The organism is Candidatus Omnitrophota bacterium (assembly GCA_028717245.1).
Taxonomy (GTDB): domain Bacteria; phylum Omnitrophota; class Gorgyraeia; order Gygaellales; family Profunditerraquicolaceae; genus JAGUYA01.
This window is the reverse complement of sequence record JAQUOD010000008.1, coordinates 17539-34528: the sequence shown is the minus strand read 5'-3', so window position 1 is coordinate 34528 and position 16990 is coordinate 17539. Positions and strand designations below refer to the sequence as shown.

Here is a 16990-nt window from a genome sequence, read left to right as displayed (position 1 = left end):
GCTATGAAGGCGTTAGGTATTCTGGCAGGGCCGCGTAAAGGGCAGATAACAGACCATCTTCTGGATGAGGTTTTAAGGGGGTTAAAAGATAAGGGGCATGAGGTGAAGAAAATTTATCTTTATGACCTGAAGATTAACCCCTGCCTTAACTGTCGTGCCTGCAAGGATACGCAGGTTTGTATTATCAACGATGATTTTAAAAAAGTGGCGGATGAGTTGATTAATTCTGATGTAGTAGCTTTTGCTTCTCCGGTTTTCGTCAGTAATGTCACTTCCGTAGCCAAGGCCTTTTTTGACCGGGGCGTATCCATATTTAAGATGACCAACTTCGGGCCGAAATGGCTGCATCCTAAGCCGAAAAAGGTAATCCTGATTACCGCTTGTTTTGCCCCTTTTCCTTTCTCGCATATCCTGGGTATCGTGCCCGGATGCGTCAATGCCATGAAAACGTTCTTTAGCTTGATGAAGGCAAGGATCAGGGTCATCGCTTCAACCGGCAAGTGGAATTTTGACGCCAAAAAGTGTAAAGGTATTTTAGCTAAGGCCTATAGGCTGGGATTAAGCATTTAAAGAAGTTTATCCTTGCTATTTACCGTTTCCTGGATTATGATTAACAAAGGAGGTGAGAAATGGAGAATAAGATTATAGGCGTGGTCAATGCACTTCTATGGGGAGCGGGTATACTGATACTTTTGGCTGCAGCCTTTGATGTCCTGCCGATTGCGGATAACCTGGCTATCTTTTTAGGCATATCCTGCTTTATCATCAACGCGGTAATCAAGAAAATAGCCAGAAGCAGCGGCTGCTGTAAATAAATAAAATTTTAAGCATGAAGATTTAGTTTTGAAGCCCTGGTCAGTTTAGCGCGGCCAGGGCTGTTTTTATTTCATATAGAATAACGTCATTTTTTGAAAGTGGAGTAAAGATATGGATGAACTTTCTATCCTCATCGGGGGGAGAGCCGGATTCGGTATTGATAGGGCCGGCGGAATAATCGGCCGTTTATTAAACCGGATGGGATACCATATCTATATCTACCGGGATTATCCTTCTATTATCAGGGGCGGCCATACTTTTTCTATCATCCGCGCCTCAAAAAACAGGATAGCCTCTCACCGGGACAAAATAGATGTTATCCTGGCATTGAATCAGGATACCCTGGACTTTCATAAAAAGAGGCTGAATGAGGGATGTTTTTTTATCTTTGATTCGGAACAGGTAAAGCCGCAGATGGGACCCAATTGCGGGTTGGGCCTGCCTTTGGGGAAGCTTCTTAAAGAGGAGCTCGCTCCTGAGATAATGCGTAATACCTGTATAATCGGCGCCTTAACAAAGGCAATCGGCGCTGACTTTGGTATTCTTGAAGATACATTAAAAAAAGAGCTCGCCAAGGATTTAGATTTAAATCTCAAAGTTGCGCGGCGCGGATTTGACGCTGCCAGAGAGTTGTTTAACTTTGAGCCCTTGCAGCAGAAGAGCTTGCCATTTCTTACCGGAAACCAGGCGCTTGCCCTTGGCCTGATTAAAGGCGGACTGAACGCTTATATTTCCTATCCTATGACTCCCAGCTCGCCAATTCTGCATTACCTTGCTGAGATAGGCGATGATTTCGGTTTAGACGTGATTCATCCGGAGAGCGAAATCAGCGTGATATTAATGGCCTTAGGTTATGCTTATGCCGGAAAGAAAGTGGCTGTCGGCACCTCCGGTGGAGGATTTTGTCTGATGACCGAGGGTTTAAGTCTAGCGGGTATGGCAGAACTGCCGGTGGTAGTGATTCTCGGGCAGCGGCCGGGACCGTCAACAGGCCTGCCTACTTATTCGGCGCAGAGCGATTTACATTTTGCCTTAAATGCCGGCCAGGGAGAATTCGCGCGTTTTGTGGTCGCGCCGGGCGATGCCGAAGAGGCCTATTATTGGTCAGCAGCCTCGATGAATATAAGCTGGAAGTATCAGATCCCGGGCATCATCTTGACCGATAAAAATTTAGGAGAAGGTATTTTTAATTTTGACCTTATGCTAGCTGGAGAGATAAAGGAAGAGGGCCCTGTTTTATGGAACGGCGAATCTACATATAAGAGGTATTCAGCCGCAAAGAACGGGGTTTCCCCGTTGGCATTTGCCCCAAGTAAGGATGCGGTGATTAAAGTGAATAGTTATGAGCATGACGAGTCAGGCATAACCACAGAGGAGCCGCAGCAGACAAAAATGATGCAGGAGAAACGCCTGCGTAAAGAAAAGTATTTAGCGCTGGATTTAGAAAATTTTAATACCGTAAAAGTTCACGCCGAAAAAGAATCCGAGACCGCACTTCTCTGCTGGGGGTCTAACAAAGGGGTCTGTGTTGAAGCCGCCCGGAGGCTGGGATTAAGGGCTGTCCAGCCTGTTGTCTTGAATCCCTTCGGGGCCAAGCAATTCCAGGAGGCATTAGCGGGGGTCAAGAAGCTGATTTTAGTAGAAAATAACGCTACGGGCCAGCTGATGCGGCTTATTGGCGGATACGGCTTTAAGGTAGACAAGCAGATTTTCAAATATGACGGCAGGCCTTTTTCTTTGGAAGAATTAGAAGAAGAAGTAAAGGGTGCGATAAAATGAATAAAATAAATTTGGATACTTACGCGCCGAATACCTGGTGCCCGGGATGCGGGAATTTTGCGATTATGAATGCCGTAAAACTCGTGATAGCGCAGCTATCCGCAGAAGGCCTGCCTTTAGAGGATATAGTTCTGGTTTCCGGCATCGGCTGTCACGGTAAAATAGTGGATTATATCAATGTGAATAGTTTTTATTCCATACACGGCAGGGCAACTCCGGTCGCGGAAGGGATAAAATTAGCAAAGCCAGGCTTAAAAGTAATCTGTTTTGCCGGAGACGGCGACGCTTACGGAGAAGGAATTGAACATCTGATTTTTGCAGCTAAGCGCAATATCGATATCACGATGGTTATCCATAATAACCGTGTCTACGGCCTGACCACGGGCCAATATACGCCTACCTCGCCTTTGGGGTTTAAGGGCCGCTCTACTCCCCGGGGCACAGTTGAGCCTCCGATTAACCCTTTGGAACTCATGCTCGCTAGCGGGGCAACATATCTGGCGCGTGGCACCTCTCACGGCATTGAGCTTTTAAAGAAAATCTTTAAGGAAGCAATTTTACATAAAGGATTTTCTCTGGTAGATGTCCTGCAGGTCTGCGTTACTTATTTCAATATGTACGAATATTACAATAAGCACGTTTATGAGCTGAAAGATAATAATCTTCAGGATTTTAACCAGGCCTTAAATAAAATCAGGGAATGGGATTATAATCATGAAGCCCCGATCGCATTAGGGGTATTTTATAGAAAGGAATTTCCTGCATTTGAGGATAATTTCATAAAAGACCGGCCAGGGCAAGCAGACAGGGAATCAAAAATAAGCGAGTTCTTGAACAAAAATATTTAAGCAGCTAAAAAGTGGTCATTAAACCTAAGGAGGACGTTGCGTTATGCCGGGATTAGAAAGCGCCGCCAGGGCCATTCTTAGATCTAAAAAGATTATTGTTGCCTGTCATATTAATCCGGACGGGGATTGCATCGGCTCTATGCTGTCTTTAGGGCTGGGCTTAAAAAAGTTAGGAAAGCAGGTTTATCTCATCAGCGCAGACGGCGTCCCCAAGCGGTACAGGCAGTTGCCGGGTGCAGATTTGATAAAGAGAGGAGTAAACAAAGACGCTGACCTTGTCGTCGCGGTTGATTGTAATGATAAGGAGATGCTGGGTAAAAGCCACGATAGTTTCAGGCGCGCAAAAGATATTTTAGAAATCGACCACCATTTATTCAGAAAACCTTTCGGTAGTATTACTTATGTGGATACCAAAGCCGCTGCTGTCGGAGAGCAGATATATTTACTCCTTAAGAAGATGAATGTGGGGATAGGCGTCGATATAGCTCAAAATATTTTGACCTCTATTATAGTAGAAACTAATGCCTTCAGGCTTCCGGATACCAGGCCTTTTACTTTCCGGGTATGCGCTGATTTACTCGAGGGCGGATTAGATTTTTATAAATTAACAGATATGATCTATTGGTCCAGGCCCAAAGAATCGGTAATCTTATCGGGGATATGTTTATCCCGCTGTAAATTTATTAAGAATGGCGAGATTGTCTGGTCGGTCGTAAGAAAAAAAGATTTTAAAACAACAAAGGGCCAGGATGAAGATGTTGATTCGGTAGCTGAACAGATGCGGGCGATCGGGAGCGTTAAAATCGCCGTTTTTTTCAGGGAGAAGAATAACGGGAGATTAAGGGTCAGTATCCGGTCAAAAGGCGGTATCAACGCTGCGGCATTGGCGCGGCACTACGGCGGCGGCGGCCATTTTGATATCGCAGGATGTTTTATTAGAAATAGCCATGGATCTATGAGAGATTTTCTTAGACTGGCCGAGACATTATTAAAGACAGAGGCTAAGGCAAAAAGCAAGCAAGTGCTATAATAAAAAAAGAATAAATATGCAGAGATAAAGAATAAGAACCCAAAAATTATACATAGCTAAAAAGGAGAAGCGGATAACCGGAGGTTTGGGTTAAGAAACAGGATTATTAGTTTTTCTATTGAATAATCATAAAATAGCAGTATAATAAATTTAACTTGAGGTTCTTCCGAAGATTATTTTAATAAAAGAGGAGGTAGGTATGAGGAAAATGTTTTTTTTGTCGGCGATGGCCATTTTTTTGTGCGGGTGCGCGACTATGGCGACTTCTCAGCTGACGGCAAACAACCGGATGAATTTGGTGCGCCTTTCGCAGGGCATGAGCAAGCAGCGTGTTTTGGATATCATGGGGACCGGAATCAGTATCTATAATTGCGACCTGGGGTCTTCTAAAACACGTATTAATGTCAGGCTAAATAATCCCCACCGTACAGAAACGATAGAGACATCGGGTAAGACACTGGAAATACTTTATTATATAACCGATATTAGAAGTAACAATTGTACGATTGATGAGGAAGAGTTGACTCCTCTGGTATTTGATAATTCTAAGCTTATCGGTTGGGGCCACAATTTTTTATTGGAAGTTTTTCCCGAAATAAAAGCAAGACAGCAAGCGCAACAGCCGATGGCAGAAAAAGCCGCGCCTGAAATAGAATCAAAAGCCCAGGCGGTAAAAGAAGTTGTTCCTGTAGCAGCTCCCGCTAAAATAGAAGAGGCCGCTCCGCAAGCAGCCCCGGCTGAGGTAGCAGAAGTTGCTCCTCAGGCTACAGATAAGGTAAAGGAAGCAGGCCAATTACCAGAGGCAAAATAAAAAGTAATTGTAAAAGGCCGTGGTTTAAAGTAACCATGGCCTTTTTGTTTATTCAGCATTTAGTATAAGGAGGATAGCAGGTGCTAAAAATAAAATTCCCGGAGAAAGTGCTCAGGGAGATAATCATCTTCGCCGGCATTTATGCAGCCTGGGTCGTCTATATAAATATAAAGAATCCCCCTGCTGAATTAAATAACGACGCCCTCGTACCTTGCCTTTTTTCTCTGCCGCCGATAGGTTTATATAGCCTCTATTTCATAGTTATAAGATATATAATTTTTAGAACCATATTGTCCTGGATCAGGAAGGGGCGTTTAAAACGCGCTGGCAAGAAAGTTACGAAATAAGGCAGGAGAGTTTAATTTTGCTTGAGGAGCAGTTTATCGTCCTCGGTTAATTCAGCAGAGAGAAGCCACACCGAAATCTGCAGCCGTTCATCGTTTATCCGTATGATTTTACCGTCTTTCTGGATATCCTCGCCCTTATTTATATCTTTTACCTTATCCTTGTCTTTAAATAAAAATATCAGCTGATAGAGGACATTATTTTTTGTCTTCCGTTCTTCCGTGCTTACCTGGTAGTAGGTGCCCTTAAAGTCGCTTCCCGTATCAAAAAAATCGTATTCCCCCACATTACTGACTTTACCCCCGGCAGAAATCTCTTTACCCAAGTTATCTTTTAATATTTGTTCTTTCTGTAGGTCAGTTGCCTTCTGGAAATTATCGACCAGCTCCCCGATATCCATTGTGCCGCAGTAAGAAAGACCTCCTACCCCAAAGATAAAAATTAAGAAAAACGCACAGGTTTTTACGATTTTTTTCATCTAGCCCTCCTTAACTTATATTTCCTTAAATTATACCTTTTAAAGATAGAAGAAACAAGCATTTTTATGGCAGGTGTGATAGCGGGTCCTGTCTTGGGTAGTTTTTTGCAGCACCGCTCCAAATTCCCCACCGAGGAATTTGTCGCTTGAAGTTTCTGCTCACTCTCACCAATTTCTCTTGCTAGCGGGTGAACCCTGGCCGCTCGCATCTTCAAGATGCTGTTCGAAAACACCCAAGCCACCCGCTAAATATGAATCTGACGAGTCACAATAAATGAATCTGGCGGTTTTCGAGCGAATGGAGGTTTTAGCCAATGGAGCTTGAGCATTGAGGGAATCCCCGTGGAGCGAAGCGACAAAACGGGGATGGCGAAGCTGTTTGAGCAGCATTTGTTAGAACAAATGCTGCGAGTTCTGCAGCCACCGAAATGCGAAAGATCATTGGCGTTAAAAAACCGACTTGAGCGAGAAAACTGACAGATTCATTTACGGGATAAGCACCTCTTGCGAGAGAGGAAATGGGATTGAGTTAGTAAAAAAATAACTTGACAAATATATGCTCATTGCATATAATTATATCTAATATTAATATATTTATATGCTAATTGCATATAGGGATACAGACCGATGATACAGTTTTCCAAAAATACCCTTAAACTCTTAAGAGTTTTTTACGCGCGCCCCCAGCAGCAGTTTTATATCCAGGAGCTGGGCCGTATGCTCAGGGTTAAGCCGGGGGTCTTCCAAAGGACCCTTTATAAGCTGGAAAAACAGGGGGTCTTGCAGAGTAGTTTCAAGGCTAACGCCCGCTTTTTCAGCGCCAATGAAAATTACCCCCTATATAAGGAATTTAGGGCAATCGTTCAAAAGATAGCTAATCTGATAATTATCATAGCTATCTTTAATTTTATCCTTGCCGGTTCCGGCCCAGGTTTTTGCGATGAGCAAAAATCACAGGCCTTGTCGCTTTCCTCGCTAAAGGATGCGATTAAGATTGCCTTTAAGAACAACAAGGATATCCGGATACAGGAGTATGCGCTGAAAATAGCCGATGCCGATATCTTAAATGCCAGAAGCGAATTCCTGCCGAAAGTTGATTTTAATGCCGGTTATACCCGTAACGGCGCGGTGCTGGCATCTTCAACTAGCGCTACCAAGAAGGATAACGGGATATTCAGCGGTTACAAAAACGATAACACTATGGGAATTAGCATAAATGACACTCTCTATAACGGAGGGGCCAATCTGGCTGCCTTAAGAGAGGCGCAGCTTGCCTTAAAAGAACAGAGAGAGACTTTAAGGGCGACAAAACTTAACGTGGAGTTTGAAGCCAAGCGGCTTTATTACGGGCTCTTGCTTGCTTATGAGACAAGGCGTATCGCAGAAGATTTAGTAGAGCAGGCCAGGAGCCATTATGAGGAAGTAAAACACAATTTTAAACAGGGGACTTCTTCTCGGTTTGATGTCTTACAGTCCAAGGTGCAGGTTTCCCTGCTCATGCCGCAGTTAATCAACGCGCAGAATTCCATAGACTTGATTATCGCCGAAATGAATAAATTACTCGGCTTAAGGATAAGCGATAAGATAATTATCAACGATAAATTAGTTTATGCGCCGTTTGAAATAAAGGAAGTGGATTTCTTGAAAGAGGCTTATTTGAATGAGCCGGAGATGATTTTAAAGTCCCTGGGCATAGATATCAACAAGTGGGCGATTAAATACGCTAAGGCAGGCTGGCTTCCGCAGGTAGAGACAAGCGCGGAATATTCGTACCGCTCCAATAATTACGCAAATATGTTTAATAATAAGCATAATAACTGGAATATAGGGCTTTCCGTAAGCGTGCCCATCTTCGACGGATTTTCTACCAAGGCAAAGGTGGATGCGGCCAAGGCAAAATACATGCAGGCAGTTATCGGGAAAGAGAATTTAGCCGACCAGGTGGCTGTGGACGTAAGGCAAGCCTGCCTGGACCTGGTAGAGGCATCATCACTGATAAAATCGCAGGAAGATAATCTCCAGGATGCCAAGGAAGCGTTAGAGATTTCCTATGTCCGTTACAATAACGGCGTGGGCATAAACCTGGATGTTCTGGATGCGCAGGTCTCTTTAGCTAAAGTAGAAAAGAACCTTAGTGAAGGTATTTATGATTATATTATGGCCCAGGCAAAGCTGGATAGGGTTATGGGCAGGGGCCTGGTAGAGGAGGAGAAATGAAGAAAAAAATAAAGTTTATGATTATAGCCGGAGTTTTGATTATCGCTGTTTTAGCCGCAGGAGTTTTTATCTTAAAAGAGAGGGGCGCTAACGGTAAGATTATCAAAGCTTCGGGTATCATCGAAGGCGATGATGTGCGCATATCCTTTCGGGTGCAGGGGCAAATCGAGGAACTCTTGAGCGATGAAGGCATGGTGATCAAAAAAGGCGATATTGTCGCCCGGCTGAACAAGGACGAACTGAGCAAAGTCAAGGCCGAGGCAGAAGCAGCGCTGAAGCTTGCCGAATACCAGTATAAACTCGATTACGATGACTATATAAGAGCTGAAAACCTCCTCAAGGCAGGGGCAATCTCCGCACAGAAGCGCGATGCAGCCAGGACCCAGATGGATACTGATTCCGCCAATATCAAACAGCTACGCGCTTCTCTGGAATTGGCGAATACGAAATTAGGCTGGGCAGACCTGGCCAGCCCCCTGGATGGCTACGTACTGGTTAAGAGCGCTCTGGCCGGAGAGGTAGTACAACCGGGTGCCCCGGTTTTTACTGCCGTAAATTTGGATAATATCTGGGTTACTGCTTATATCAACGAGTATGATTTAGGCAAAGTAAAATTAGGCCAGAAGGCCTACGTAGAAACAGATACTTATCGCGGCAAAAAATATAGTGGCCGGGTTTCTTTTATATCCAGCCAGGCAGAATTCACTCCTAAATACATCCAGACTAACGAAGAAAGAGTAAAGTATGTTTATAGGATAAAGGTTAGGGCGGATAATTCCAGCCTGGATTTAAAACCCGGCATGCCCGCAGACGCTTACATAATACTCGAGTAAAATTCATCGATGATTACCATAAAGGCCGAAAACCTCACCCGTAAATTTGGCGATCTGACTGCTCTAGACCAGCTTAATCTGGAAGTCCAAGAAGGCGAAATCTTCGGTTTAGTCGGGCCTGACGGTGCAGGCAAGACAACTACCATGCGCCTTTTAACCGGAATCCTGGAGCCTACATCCGGAGAGGCCTGGGTTTATAACAGGCATACTGTCAAAGAAGCAGAGCCCCTTAAAGAAAATATTGCTTATATGTCGCAGCGTTTCGGGCTTTATGAAGAATTGAGCGTAATGGAGAATATCAATTTTTACGCTGATGTTTACGGCATTGCCAAGGATAAGCGCAGCGAGGCTATTGAGCGGCTCTTGGGTTTTTCCGGGCTCCTGCCTTTTAAGCAGCGTTTTGCCGGAAAACTCTCCGGAGGCATGAAACAGAAACTAGGATTAGCTTGCGCATTAATTCATACCCCGCGGGTCTTATTCCTGGATGAGCCCACTAACGGCGTAGACCCGGTCTCCCGCAGGGATTTCTGGAATATACTCTATGATCTGCTCAAAGAAAAAGTCACTATCTTCTGCTCTACCTGTTATCTTGATGAAGCCGAACGCTGCGGCAGGGTGGGCCTGATGCATAAAGGGAAACTCTTACGCTGCGATTCTCCTGATAAAATCAAAAAAGAGCGTAATGTCAAAACCCTCGAAGAGGCATTCATCACTATTATAAAAGAATGCGAGGCAAAGGAGCGCAAAGTTTCATCATGAGCCCCGATAATAATATCGCAGTCAGCGTCCAGAACCTGGAAAAAAAATTCGGAGATTTTACCGCAGTCAACCGGATTAATTTTGAAGTTAATAAGGGTGAAATTTTTGGATTCTTAGGCCCTAACGGCGCGGGTAAATCTACGACTATCAGGATGCTCTGCGGCATTATTTCTCCTACCTCAGGCAGCGGCCGGGTAGGAGGTTTTGATATTATCAAAGAGCAGCATAAAATAAAAGAGCATATCGGCTATATGTCGCAGAAATTTTCTCTTTATAATGATTTGACCGTTGAGGAGAATATTAATTTTTACAGCGGCATATATAAAATTCCGCGTAAGGAGAAAAAAGAGCGCTTTGAGGCGACGATTCGCACCGCAGGATTGGAAGGGATGGAGTCAAGCCTTACTGCTACGCTTGCCGGAGGGTGGAAGCAACGCCTGGCCTTAGGGTGCGCGTTACTGCATAAGCCAAAGATTATATTCCTCGATGAGCCGACCTCAGGGGTTGACCCTATAACCCGCGCTAATTTCTGGGGCATTATAAAGCAGCTGGCTGGTTTAGGTGTAACCGTATTTATCACCACCCATTATATGGATGAGGCGGAGAATACAAACCGTATGGTTTTAATCTACCGCGGCACAATTATCGCCCAGGGCAGCCCACGGGAGATGAAGACTAAATATATGAAGGATGAGGTGCTTGAGATTGCTATAGCTAATTCCCAGGACTGGCTGGATAGGGTTAGTAAAATCGAGGGCGTCAAAGAAGCAGCGCTCTTTGGGGCGACTATCCATACCGTTGTTTATGACAGCAAAAAGGCCATCCCGGCGATAGAGGGATTCCTGCAGAAAGAAAAGGCAGGCGATTTTACCGTAAATAAAATTATGCCTTCTCTGGAAGACGTATTTGTTTCTTCGATAGAAGAATATGACCGTTCAGAATCTAAAAAGAATTAAGGCTTTAGCCTGGAAGGAATTTATCCAGATTAAGCGCGATCCGAGGTCGCTATCAATGGCATTAGCGATTCCGATATTCCTGCTTTTGATTTTCGGCTACGGGCTCTCTCTGGATATTGACCACGTGCGCACCATCGTCTGGAACCAGGACGGCTCGCAGTTTAGCCGCGATTTTCTGCTTAATTTTAAAAATTCCAAGTATTTTGAAATAATCGGCTATACCGATAACTACCGCGATATTGAGCATAAGATTGACAGCGGAGATATATTGATGGCGCTGATCATACCTAAAGATTTTTCACATTATATCAGGTCCGGAAAAACTGCGCCTTTGCAATTGATTGTGGACGGAAGCGATGCCAATACCGCGACTATAGCCATGGGCTATGTGCGCTCGGTAGTCGCCAAATATAATGTCGACCTTTTAACTAGCGCGCTCGCACAGCACGGCCTTAAACAGGCCAAAACGTTGGATGCCCGTTCCAGGATCTGGTTTAATATGGGCCTAGTCAGCACCTGGTTTATTATTCCCGGCGTCATCGCCATGATTATTATGATTATTGCGGCACTGCTCAGTTCCTTAACTGTAGCCAGGGAATGGGAGAGGGGCACCATGGAGCAATTAATTTCCACTCCCGTAAAGGCCCCGGAACTGATCATCGGTAAATTCATCCCCTATTTTACTATCGGGTTCTTTGACCTGGTAATAGGCGTGATTATGGCCAGATTTTTGTTTGGCGTGCCTTTTCGGGGCAGCTATCTTTTGCTGATTATTTTAAGTTCATTATTTTTAACCGGGGCATTGTCGCAGGGGATATTAATCTCGGTAGTTGCCCGGACGCAATTGATGGCTAGCCAGCTGGCCAGCCTGACCACCATGATACCGACTATGCTTCTCTCGGGGTTTATTTACCCGATTTTTAATATGCCCAAGGCAATCCAGGCAGTTACTTATCTTGTTCCTGCGCGTTATTACATCGTGATATTAAGAGAGTTATTTTTAAAAGGCGGCACGATACGCACGATGTGGGATGAGGCGGTTTTCCTTTTGTTATTTGCCTCTGTGATGTTGACTTTTGCGGTAAGGAAATTCAGGAAAAAGGTGGCTTAATTATTCCGCTTTGCGGGATTTCATGCTGAACAAAAAATTAAAGTGCCAATGTTTGAACGGGCAAGGGCTATCCTGATAAAGGAATTTAAACAAATCTTCCGCGACCCGCGGATGAAGACAGTTATTTTTATTACCCCGCTTCTGCAGATAATTCTATTTGGCTATGCCGCCAATAAAGATATCAATTATGTCCCCACGGCGATTTTTGACCGTGATAATACCAAGGAGAGCCGTGAGCTCCTGCGCCGGTTCACCTACTCCAAATATTTTGTTCCCGAACGTTATCTCAATAGCGAAAAGGAGCAAAACGAAGTGCTGGATAAGGGGCTATCTAGCGTAGTTATTCACATTGACCGCGGTTTTGGCCGCGACCTTAACGCCGGAAAAGACGCGGCCGTGCAGTTTAGTTTTGACGGCACAGACTCAAATACAGCCATGATTATCATGGGCTATGCCAATACGATAGTAAATAACTATCAGGTTGACCTGATGAAAGAGGAAGCTGCGGCAAGCGGTGAGGTATCAAATATGCCCAGCGTAGATTTGCGGGACCGCGCCTGGTTTAACGGAAACCTCATCTCCAGAAATTATTATCTGCCCGGGGTAATCGCTACCATTGTGACCGTGATGTCTCTTTTATTGAGCGCCATGGCCATAGTAAAAGAGAAGGAGATTGGCACTATGGAGCAGCTGACGGTCAGCCCCCTAAGGCCCATTGAGCTTATTATAGGAAAGCTTCTTCCTTTTGGCGTAATCGCGCTGATCCAGATTACCCTGATTACTATACTGGGTGTAGTCTGGTTTCATATACCTTTAAGAGGAAATTTGCTTTTATTGCTTTTTTCTACCTGTATATATTTGTTCACCACTTTAGGGATAGGCCTGTTTATCTCCACGATATCCTCCACCCAGCAGGAGGCAATGATGTCGGTTTTTCTCTTTTATATGCCGACAGTCCTCTTATCCGGTTTTGCTTACCCCATAGCCAATATGCCCAAGGTTATCCAGTGGTTTACCATTATAAATCCCCTGCGTTATTTTATGGTGGTGATCAGGAGTATATTTCTAAAAGGGGTGGGGATTGATATTCTCTGGACCCAGCTTATGCCATTATTCATTATGGGCCTGGTGGTGATTACCTTAAGCGCCATGAAATTCCGTAAGAGTTTGGGATAGGGATAGAGAAAATTCTTGATAGAGCGAGGTATTACGGATATAATCTGCTATACGTAAATAGAGAAGTTTTCCTTGCGGAATCTTAAGAAAGGTCTTTAAAGGATGAAAATTTTAAGAAGGCTGATTATTTCTCTGGGGATAGTTTTTATTGCCCTGGTTATTCTTTTAATCGCCGTTTTTTCTATTGTGAAGCACCTCAGGATAAAGGAGATAGTCGAGAGTAAAATAGAAGAGACCCTGGGGATCAAAGTTACCATAGATAAAATAGAGTTTTCGCCGCTTCTGACCCATATCGCCGTAAAAGGGATAACCGTGCATAATCCCGCAGGCTTCCCGCAAGAGGAGCTTGCCTATCTAGATTATATCCACCTGGTGTTTGACCCCTGGGAAGTCCTGATCCGTAAAAAACCCGATATTTATCTTTTTGCCATGGACTTAAAACAGTTGAATATCGTCAAAAATAAGGGGGGTAAGATAAATATAGACGGGATTGTTTCCCCTAAAAAAGAAGACGCCGGCGATGAGCCGGATTTTTATTTTGATATCGTGGTCTTGAGTATCGGCGATGTAAAATATACGGATTATACCGCCAAACCCCCGAAAGAATATAAATATCATATAGGAATAAAAAATACGGCATTTGTCGGCCTGAAGGATGAAAATGCGGTAGTGAAGATGGCTATTTATAAAGCAATAGAGAATACCGAGATCGGAAAATTGCTTGACCTTACCTTTGTGCAGCTTCTTTCACAGATAAAAGGCACAGCAGATGCTGCTTGGGGCACGGCAAAGACCGGAGCAAGGGATGCCTGGGGGATCGCTACCTTGCCCTTTAAGCTGCTTTTTAGCAAAGACTAGATGTCAGTTAAATTCTACTTTAATTTCAGGAAAAAGAGCGGTTTCAAATCAGCGGATAATCTTTCGCAGAAAAACGGGATTTTTTTAGAAGGCAATAACGGCTCTACCGTAATCCTTATCCACGGCCTCACCGGGACTCCCCATGAAATGAGTTTTTTGGCGCGTTTCTTAAACAGCAGAGGATACGCCACTCTCTGCCCGGTCCTGGCAAACCATGGTGAGCCTATGGAGGTATTAAAGAATACCACCTGGCAGGAATGTTATCAGTCAGTGCGTGAGGCCTTTATGAAGATTAACTCAGGAAAAGGATTAATATTTGTGTCGGGTTTATCGCTGGGTGCGCTTTTGGCATTACTCCTTGCGGAGGAATTCCCGCAGAGAGTAGCGGGGGTGAGTTGTTTATCGCCTACATTATTCTATGACGGCTGGAACGCGCCGTGGTATCAGTGTTTCCTGCCTTTAGCATCACATACCTTCTTAAAGCATTTCTCTTATTTTAAAGAAGACTCACCCTATGGCATCAAGAACGAGCAGTTGCGTAAAGTTGTACACAGGTATTATAATAAGGCCCGCATATCCGATATGGAGGGCGTGGCGCGCTACGGTTATCCTTATTTTCCCGTAACCCTCTTATATCAATTGCGCCTTTTAGTGAGACACTTGACTAAAAAACTGGGATATATTAATGCCCCGGTTCAGTTAATACAGGCAAAAAACGACGATGTTACCAGCGTAAAGAATTCGCAATTTATTTACGATAAGATTAAATCCGAAATGAAAGAGATAGTGCTTCTTCATGATTCTTATCATATTATTACCGCTGACCAGGAGCGCGATAAGGTAGCAGAGGCGATGGATAGTTTCTTTAAGCGTATCGGGGGAGATTTAAAAGGTGCGTAATATCAGGCTTCCTTATTTATCGCAGTGCATGGTCTTTTTTGATTTTGATAATACCATCACCCTTTCCGACATATTGGATGATATCATAGAGCATTTTTCCATCAATACCGAATGGATAGCCCTGGAGAATGCCTGGAAGAGGCACGAGATAGGTTCGCAGGCTTGTTTAGAAGGGCAGTTACGCTCGGTCAGGGTGACCAAGAAAGGTTTATTAGAATATCTCTCCCGGATCAGGATTGACCCGCATTTTTATAATTTCTTCAATATGTTGAAAAGGGAGAAGATAAAACCGATTATCTTAAGCGATAATTTTACCTTTATCATAGAGACTATCCTGCGTAATAACGGGATAAGGGGGATAAAGGTGTATGCTAACAGCTTGAAATTCCATAAAGACAGGATTATTCCTTCGTTCCCTTACGCCAATAAGCGTTGCCTGCGCTGCGCCCACTGCAAAAAGAAAAACTTGCTTAGGAAGAATATTAGAGATAAAATTATTATTTATATAGGAGACGGGCTTTCCGATGTCTGCCCCGCAGAGTGTTCGGATATATTGTTTGCCAAGGAGAGCTTGTTGAATTACTTTAGAAAAAATAAAAGGCTTTGCCTGGCGTTTAATAACTTAGAGGATATTACCGGTTATTTCAGGGGGTTAGAGATATGAATTATAAAGAGAAGGTAGCGCAAAAGCCCAAGAGGACTAGGATTGATGAGCTTCTGCAATTGGAGTCAGAGTATTGTTCCTGGGGCGATACGGTCCACTACGCGGAAAAATTAAATATCTTTGACCGCGCCGAAGGCATATATCTATATGACCAGGATGGCGGGGAATACCTTGACCTGCAGATGTGGTATTCTGCCGCTAATTTCGGGTATAAAAATCCGAGATTAAACGAGGCCCTGAAAAAACAAATAGACAAACTCCCGCAGCTGGCCTGCCAGTATCTCCATGAAGAAAAAATCCGGCTGGCGACAAAGCTCTCCCGGAGAATCAGCACGATTTTTGAAGAAAAAGGCAGGGTGCATTTTAATGTGGGCGGTTCGGCTGCCGTAGAGGATTCACTTAAGATCGTCCGGGGCCATACGGGCAGAAATTTGATGTTTGCATTTATGGGCGGTTATCACGGCCGGACCCTGGCGGCTTCAGCTATTACATCAAGCTACAGGTACAGAGAGAGGTTCGGCCATTTTTCCGATAGGGCATGGTTTATACCTTACCCTTATTGTTTTCGGTGTTCCTATGAAAAGAAAAGGGATTTCTGCGATTTGTATTGCCTCAAGCAATTTGAAAAATTATTTGAAACCGAATACCATTCTGCTTCAAATCATAAAACAGGCAGGAGCGAATTCGGGGCTTTTTATATTGAGCCCGTACAGGGCACGGGCGGTTACGTGGTGCCTCCCCAGGAATATTTTTCCGGCCTCAAAGAAATCCTGGAGAGGCACAATATACTCATGGTAGACGATGAAATTCAGATGGGTTTCTTCAGGACAGGAAAATTCTGGGCCATTGAACATTTTAATGTGGCTCCGGATATCATTGTTTTCGGTAAGGCCATGACCAACGGACTCAACCCTTTATCGGGCATCTGGGCAAAAGAAAAATTAATTTCACCCAATGTATTCCCTCCCGGTTCAACACACTCCACATTTTCTTCCAATCCCTTGGGCACGGCAGTGGGCCTTGAGACATTGAACCTAATAGATGAGTCCAATTTTGCAGTAGAGGTGCCTAAAAAAGGCGAGTATTTTGTATCCAGGCTGCGTAAGCTTACAAAAAAATACCCTCAAGTCGGCCATGTAGGGGGGCTGGGCCTGGCTATAAGAATAGAAATGTGCCAGAAAGACAGTTTTACCCCTAACAAAGAACTTACTGATGCCGTCACTAATATAGGTTTAAGCGGCACGTTGAGTGTAGGAGGTAAAAAGAGGGGCCTCGTACTCGATGTGGGCGGTTATTATAAGAATGTTTTTACTCTAGCGCCTTCCTTATATATCAGCCAGGATGAAATAGACCTGGCAGTCGATCTTTTTGAAGAGGCCCTCTCGAGGGCACTTAAAAAATCCTAAAAA

Annotated in this window: 17 protein-coding genes and 1 pseudogene; 17 read left to right on the top strand and 1 reads right to left on the bottom strand. The window is 44.2% G+C overall.

Going from position 1 to position 16990, the window contains the following annotated elements:
- Positions 1 to 3: 3 nt before the first annotated feature.
- The 7 genes from PHV44_05715 (at position 4) to PHV44_05685 (ending at position 5631) form a co-directional block, all read left to right on the top strand.
- The gene (locus tag PHV44_05715) at positions 4 to 570 is read left to right on the top strand and encodes a flavodoxin family protein (protein ID MDD5592770.1); all 567 of its coding nucleotides are present in this window, start codon (positions 4 to 6) and stop codon (positions 568 to 570) included.
- A gap of 59 nt (positions 571 to 629) precedes the next feature.
- A complete protein-coding gene (locus tag PHV44_05710) occupies positions 630 to 815 on the top strand; it encodes a hypothetical protein (protein MDD5592769.1) in 186 nt (61 codons plus the stop codon).
- Between the two features lie 112 nt (positions 816 to 927).
- Positions 928 to 2595 (top strand): 2-oxoacid:acceptor oxidoreductase subunit alpha, encoded by a 1668-nt coding sequence (locus tag PHV44_05705; protein ID MDD5592768.1) that lies wholly within the window; start codon positions 928 to 930, stop codon positions 2593 to 2595.
- Positions 2592 to 3443, top strand: coding sequence for a thiamine pyrophosphate-dependent enzyme (locus tag PHV44_05700; protein MDD5592767.1), 852 nt, complete (start codon positions 2592 to 2594; stop codon positions 3441 to 3443). Before PHV44_05705 ends, PHV44_05700 begins: the two co-directional genes overlap by 4 nt.
- Positions 3444 to 3486: 43 nt before the next feature.
- Positions 3487 to 4473: a DHH family phosphoesterase gene (locus PHV44_05695; protein MDD5592766.1), complete on the top strand. Its 987-nt coding sequence runs from the start codon at positions 3487 to 3489 to the stop codon at positions 4471 to 4473.
- Between the two features lie 199 nt (positions 4474 to 4672).
- Positions 4673 to 5284 (top strand): DUF3192 domain-containing protein, encoded by a 612-nt coding sequence (locus PHV44_05690; protein MDD5592765.1) that lies wholly within the window; start codon positions 4673 to 4675, stop codon positions 5282 to 5284.
- Positions 5285 to 5364: 80 nt separating this feature from the next.
- Positions 5365 to 5631 (top strand): hypothetical protein, encoded by a 267-nt coding sequence (locus tag PHV44_05685; protein MDD5592764.1) that lies wholly within the window; start codon positions 5365 to 5367, stop codon positions 5629 to 5631.
- Positions 5632 to 5642: 11 nt separating this feature from the next.
- Here the strand turns inward: PHV44_05685 and PHV44_05680 are convergent, their stop codons facing one another.
- Entirely contained in the window at positions 5643 to 6107 is a 465-nt protein-coding gene (locus PHV44_05680; protein MDD5592763.1) for a hypothetical protein, read from the bottom strand.
- Positions 6108 to 6734: 627 nt separating this feature from the next.
- Here PHV44_05680 and PHV44_05675 point away from each other — a divergent pair.
- The 10 genes and pseudogenes from PHV44_05675 (at position 6735) to PHV44_05630 (ending at position 16987) form a co-directional block, all read left to right on the top strand.
- The gene (locus PHV44_05675; GenBank protein MDD5592762.1) at positions 6735 to 8324 is read left to right on the top strand and encodes a TolC family protein; all 1590 of its coding nucleotides are present in this window, start codon (positions 6735 to 6737) and stop codon (positions 8322 to 8324) included.
- The gene (locus PHV44_05670) at positions 8321 to 9157 is read left to right on the top strand and encodes an efflux RND transporter periplasmic adaptor subunit (protein ID MDD5592761.1); all 837 of its coding nucleotides are present in this window, start codon (positions 8321 to 8323) and stop codon (positions 9155 to 9157) included. The genes PHV44_05675 and PHV44_05670 overlap by 4 nt, the downstream gene beginning before the upstream one ends.
- Positions 9158 to 9166: 9 nt before the next feature.
- A pseudogene (locus tag PHV44_05665) lies at positions 9167 to 9829 on the top strand (ABC transporter ATP-binding protein).
- Positions 9830 to 9912: 83 nt separating this feature from the next.
- The gene (locus PHV44_05660) at positions 9913 to 10872 is read left to right on the top strand and encodes an ABC transporter ATP-binding protein (protein ID MDD5592760.1); all 960 of its coding nucleotides are present in this window, start codon (positions 9913 to 9915) and stop codon (positions 10870 to 10872) included.
- The gene (locus tag PHV44_05655) at positions 10844 to 11983 is read left to right on the top strand and encodes an ABC transporter permease (GenBank protein ID MDD5592759.1); all 1140 of its coding nucleotides are present in this window, start codon (positions 10844 to 10846) and stop codon (positions 11981 to 11983) included. Before PHV44_05660 ends, PHV44_05655 begins: the two co-directional genes overlap by 29 nt.
- A gap of 48 nt (positions 11984 to 12031) precedes the next feature.
- Complete coding sequence (locus tag PHV44_05650) at positions 12032 to 13159, top strand: ABC transporter permease (GenBank protein ID MDD5592758.1); 1128 nt, start codon at positions 12032 to 12034, stop codon at positions 13157 to 13159.
- A gap of 102 nt (positions 13160 to 13261) precedes the next feature.
- Entirely contained in the window at positions 13262 to 14017 is a 756-nt protein-coding gene (locus PHV44_05645) for an AsmA family protein (protein MDD5592757.1), read from the top strand.
- Positions 14018 to 14917: an alpha/beta fold hydrolase gene (locus tag PHV44_05640; GenBank protein MDD5592756.1), complete on the top strand. Its 900-nt coding sequence runs from the start codon at positions 14018 to 14020 to the stop codon at positions 14915 to 14917. It begins immediately after the preceding gene.
- Positions 14910 to 15581 carry an MtnX-like HAD-IB family phosphatase gene (locus tag PHV44_05635; protein ID MDD5592755.1) on the top strand — a complete coding sequence of 224 codons (672 nt, stop codon included), beginning with the start codon at positions 14910 to 14912 and terminating at the stop codon, positions 15579 to 15581. Before PHV44_05640 ends, PHV44_05635 begins: the two co-directional genes overlap by 8 nt.
- The gene (locus PHV44_05630; protein ID MDD5592754.1) at positions 15578 to 16987 is read left to right on the top strand and encodes an aminotransferase class III-fold pyridoxal phosphate-dependent enzyme; all 1410 of its coding nucleotides are present in this window, start codon (positions 15578 to 15580) and stop codon (positions 16985 to 16987) included. The genes PHV44_05635 and PHV44_05630 overlap by 4 nt, the downstream gene beginning before the upstream one ends.
- Positions 16988 to 16990 lie beyond the last annotated feature (3 nt).

Coding starts and splice junctions, on each gene's coding strand:
- PHV44_05715 (MDD5592770.1), top strand. CDS start 4: ATGAAGGCGTTAGGTATTCTGGCAGGGCCGCGTAAAGGGCAGATAACA.
- PHV44_05710 (MDD5592769.1), top strand. CDS start 630: ATGGAGAATAAGATTATAGGCGTGGTCAATGCACTTCTATGGGGAGCG.
- PHV44_05705 (MDD5592768.1), top strand. CDS start 928: ATGGATGAACTTTCTATCCTCATCGGGGGGAGAGCCGGATTCGGTATT.
- PHV44_05700 (MDD5592767.1), top strand. CDS start 2,592: ATGAATAAAATAAATTTGGATACTTACGCGCCGAATACCTGGTGCCCG.
- PHV44_05695 (MDD5592766.1), top strand. CDS start 3,487: ATGCCGGGATTAGAAAGCGCCGCCAGGGCCATTCTTAGATCTAAAAAG.
- PHV44_05690 (MDD5592765.1), top strand. CDS start 4,673: ATGAGGAAAATGTTTTTTTTGTCGGCGATGGCCATTTTTTTGTGCGGG.
- PHV44_05680 (MDD5592763.1), bottom strand. CDS start 6,107: ATGAAAAAAATCGTAAAAACCTGTGCGTTTTTCTTAATTTTTATCTTT.
- PHV44_05675 (MDD5592762.1), top strand. CDS start 6,735: ATGATACAGTTTTCCAAAAATACCCTTAAACTCTTAAGAGTTTTTTAC.
- PHV44_05670 (MDD5592761.1), top strand. CDS start 8,321: ATGAAGAAAAAAATAAAGTTTATGATTATAGCCGGAGTTTTGATTATC.
- PHV44_05660 (MDD5592760.1), top strand. CDS start 9,913: ATGAGCCCCGATAATAATATCGCAGTCAGCGTCCAGAACCTGGAAAAA.
- PHV44_05655 (MDD5592759.1), top strand. CDS start 10,844: ATGACCGTTCAGAATCTAAAAAGAATTAAGGCTTTAGCCTGGAAGGAA.
- PHV44_05650 (MDD5592758.1), top strand. CDS start 12,032: ATGTTTGAACGGGCAAGGGCTATCCTGATAAAGGAATTTAAACAAATC.
- PHV44_05645 (MDD5592757.1), top strand. CDS start 13,262: ATGAAAATTTTAAGAAGGCTGATTATTTCTCTGGGGATAGTTTTTATT.
- PHV44_05640 (MDD5592756.1), top strand. CDS start 14,018: ATGTCAGTTAAATTCTACTTTAATTTCAGGAAAAAGAGCGGTTTCAAA.
- PHV44_05630 (MDD5592754.1), top strand. CDS start 15,578: ATGAATTATAAAGAGAAGGTAGCGCAAAAGCCCAAGAGGACTAGGATT.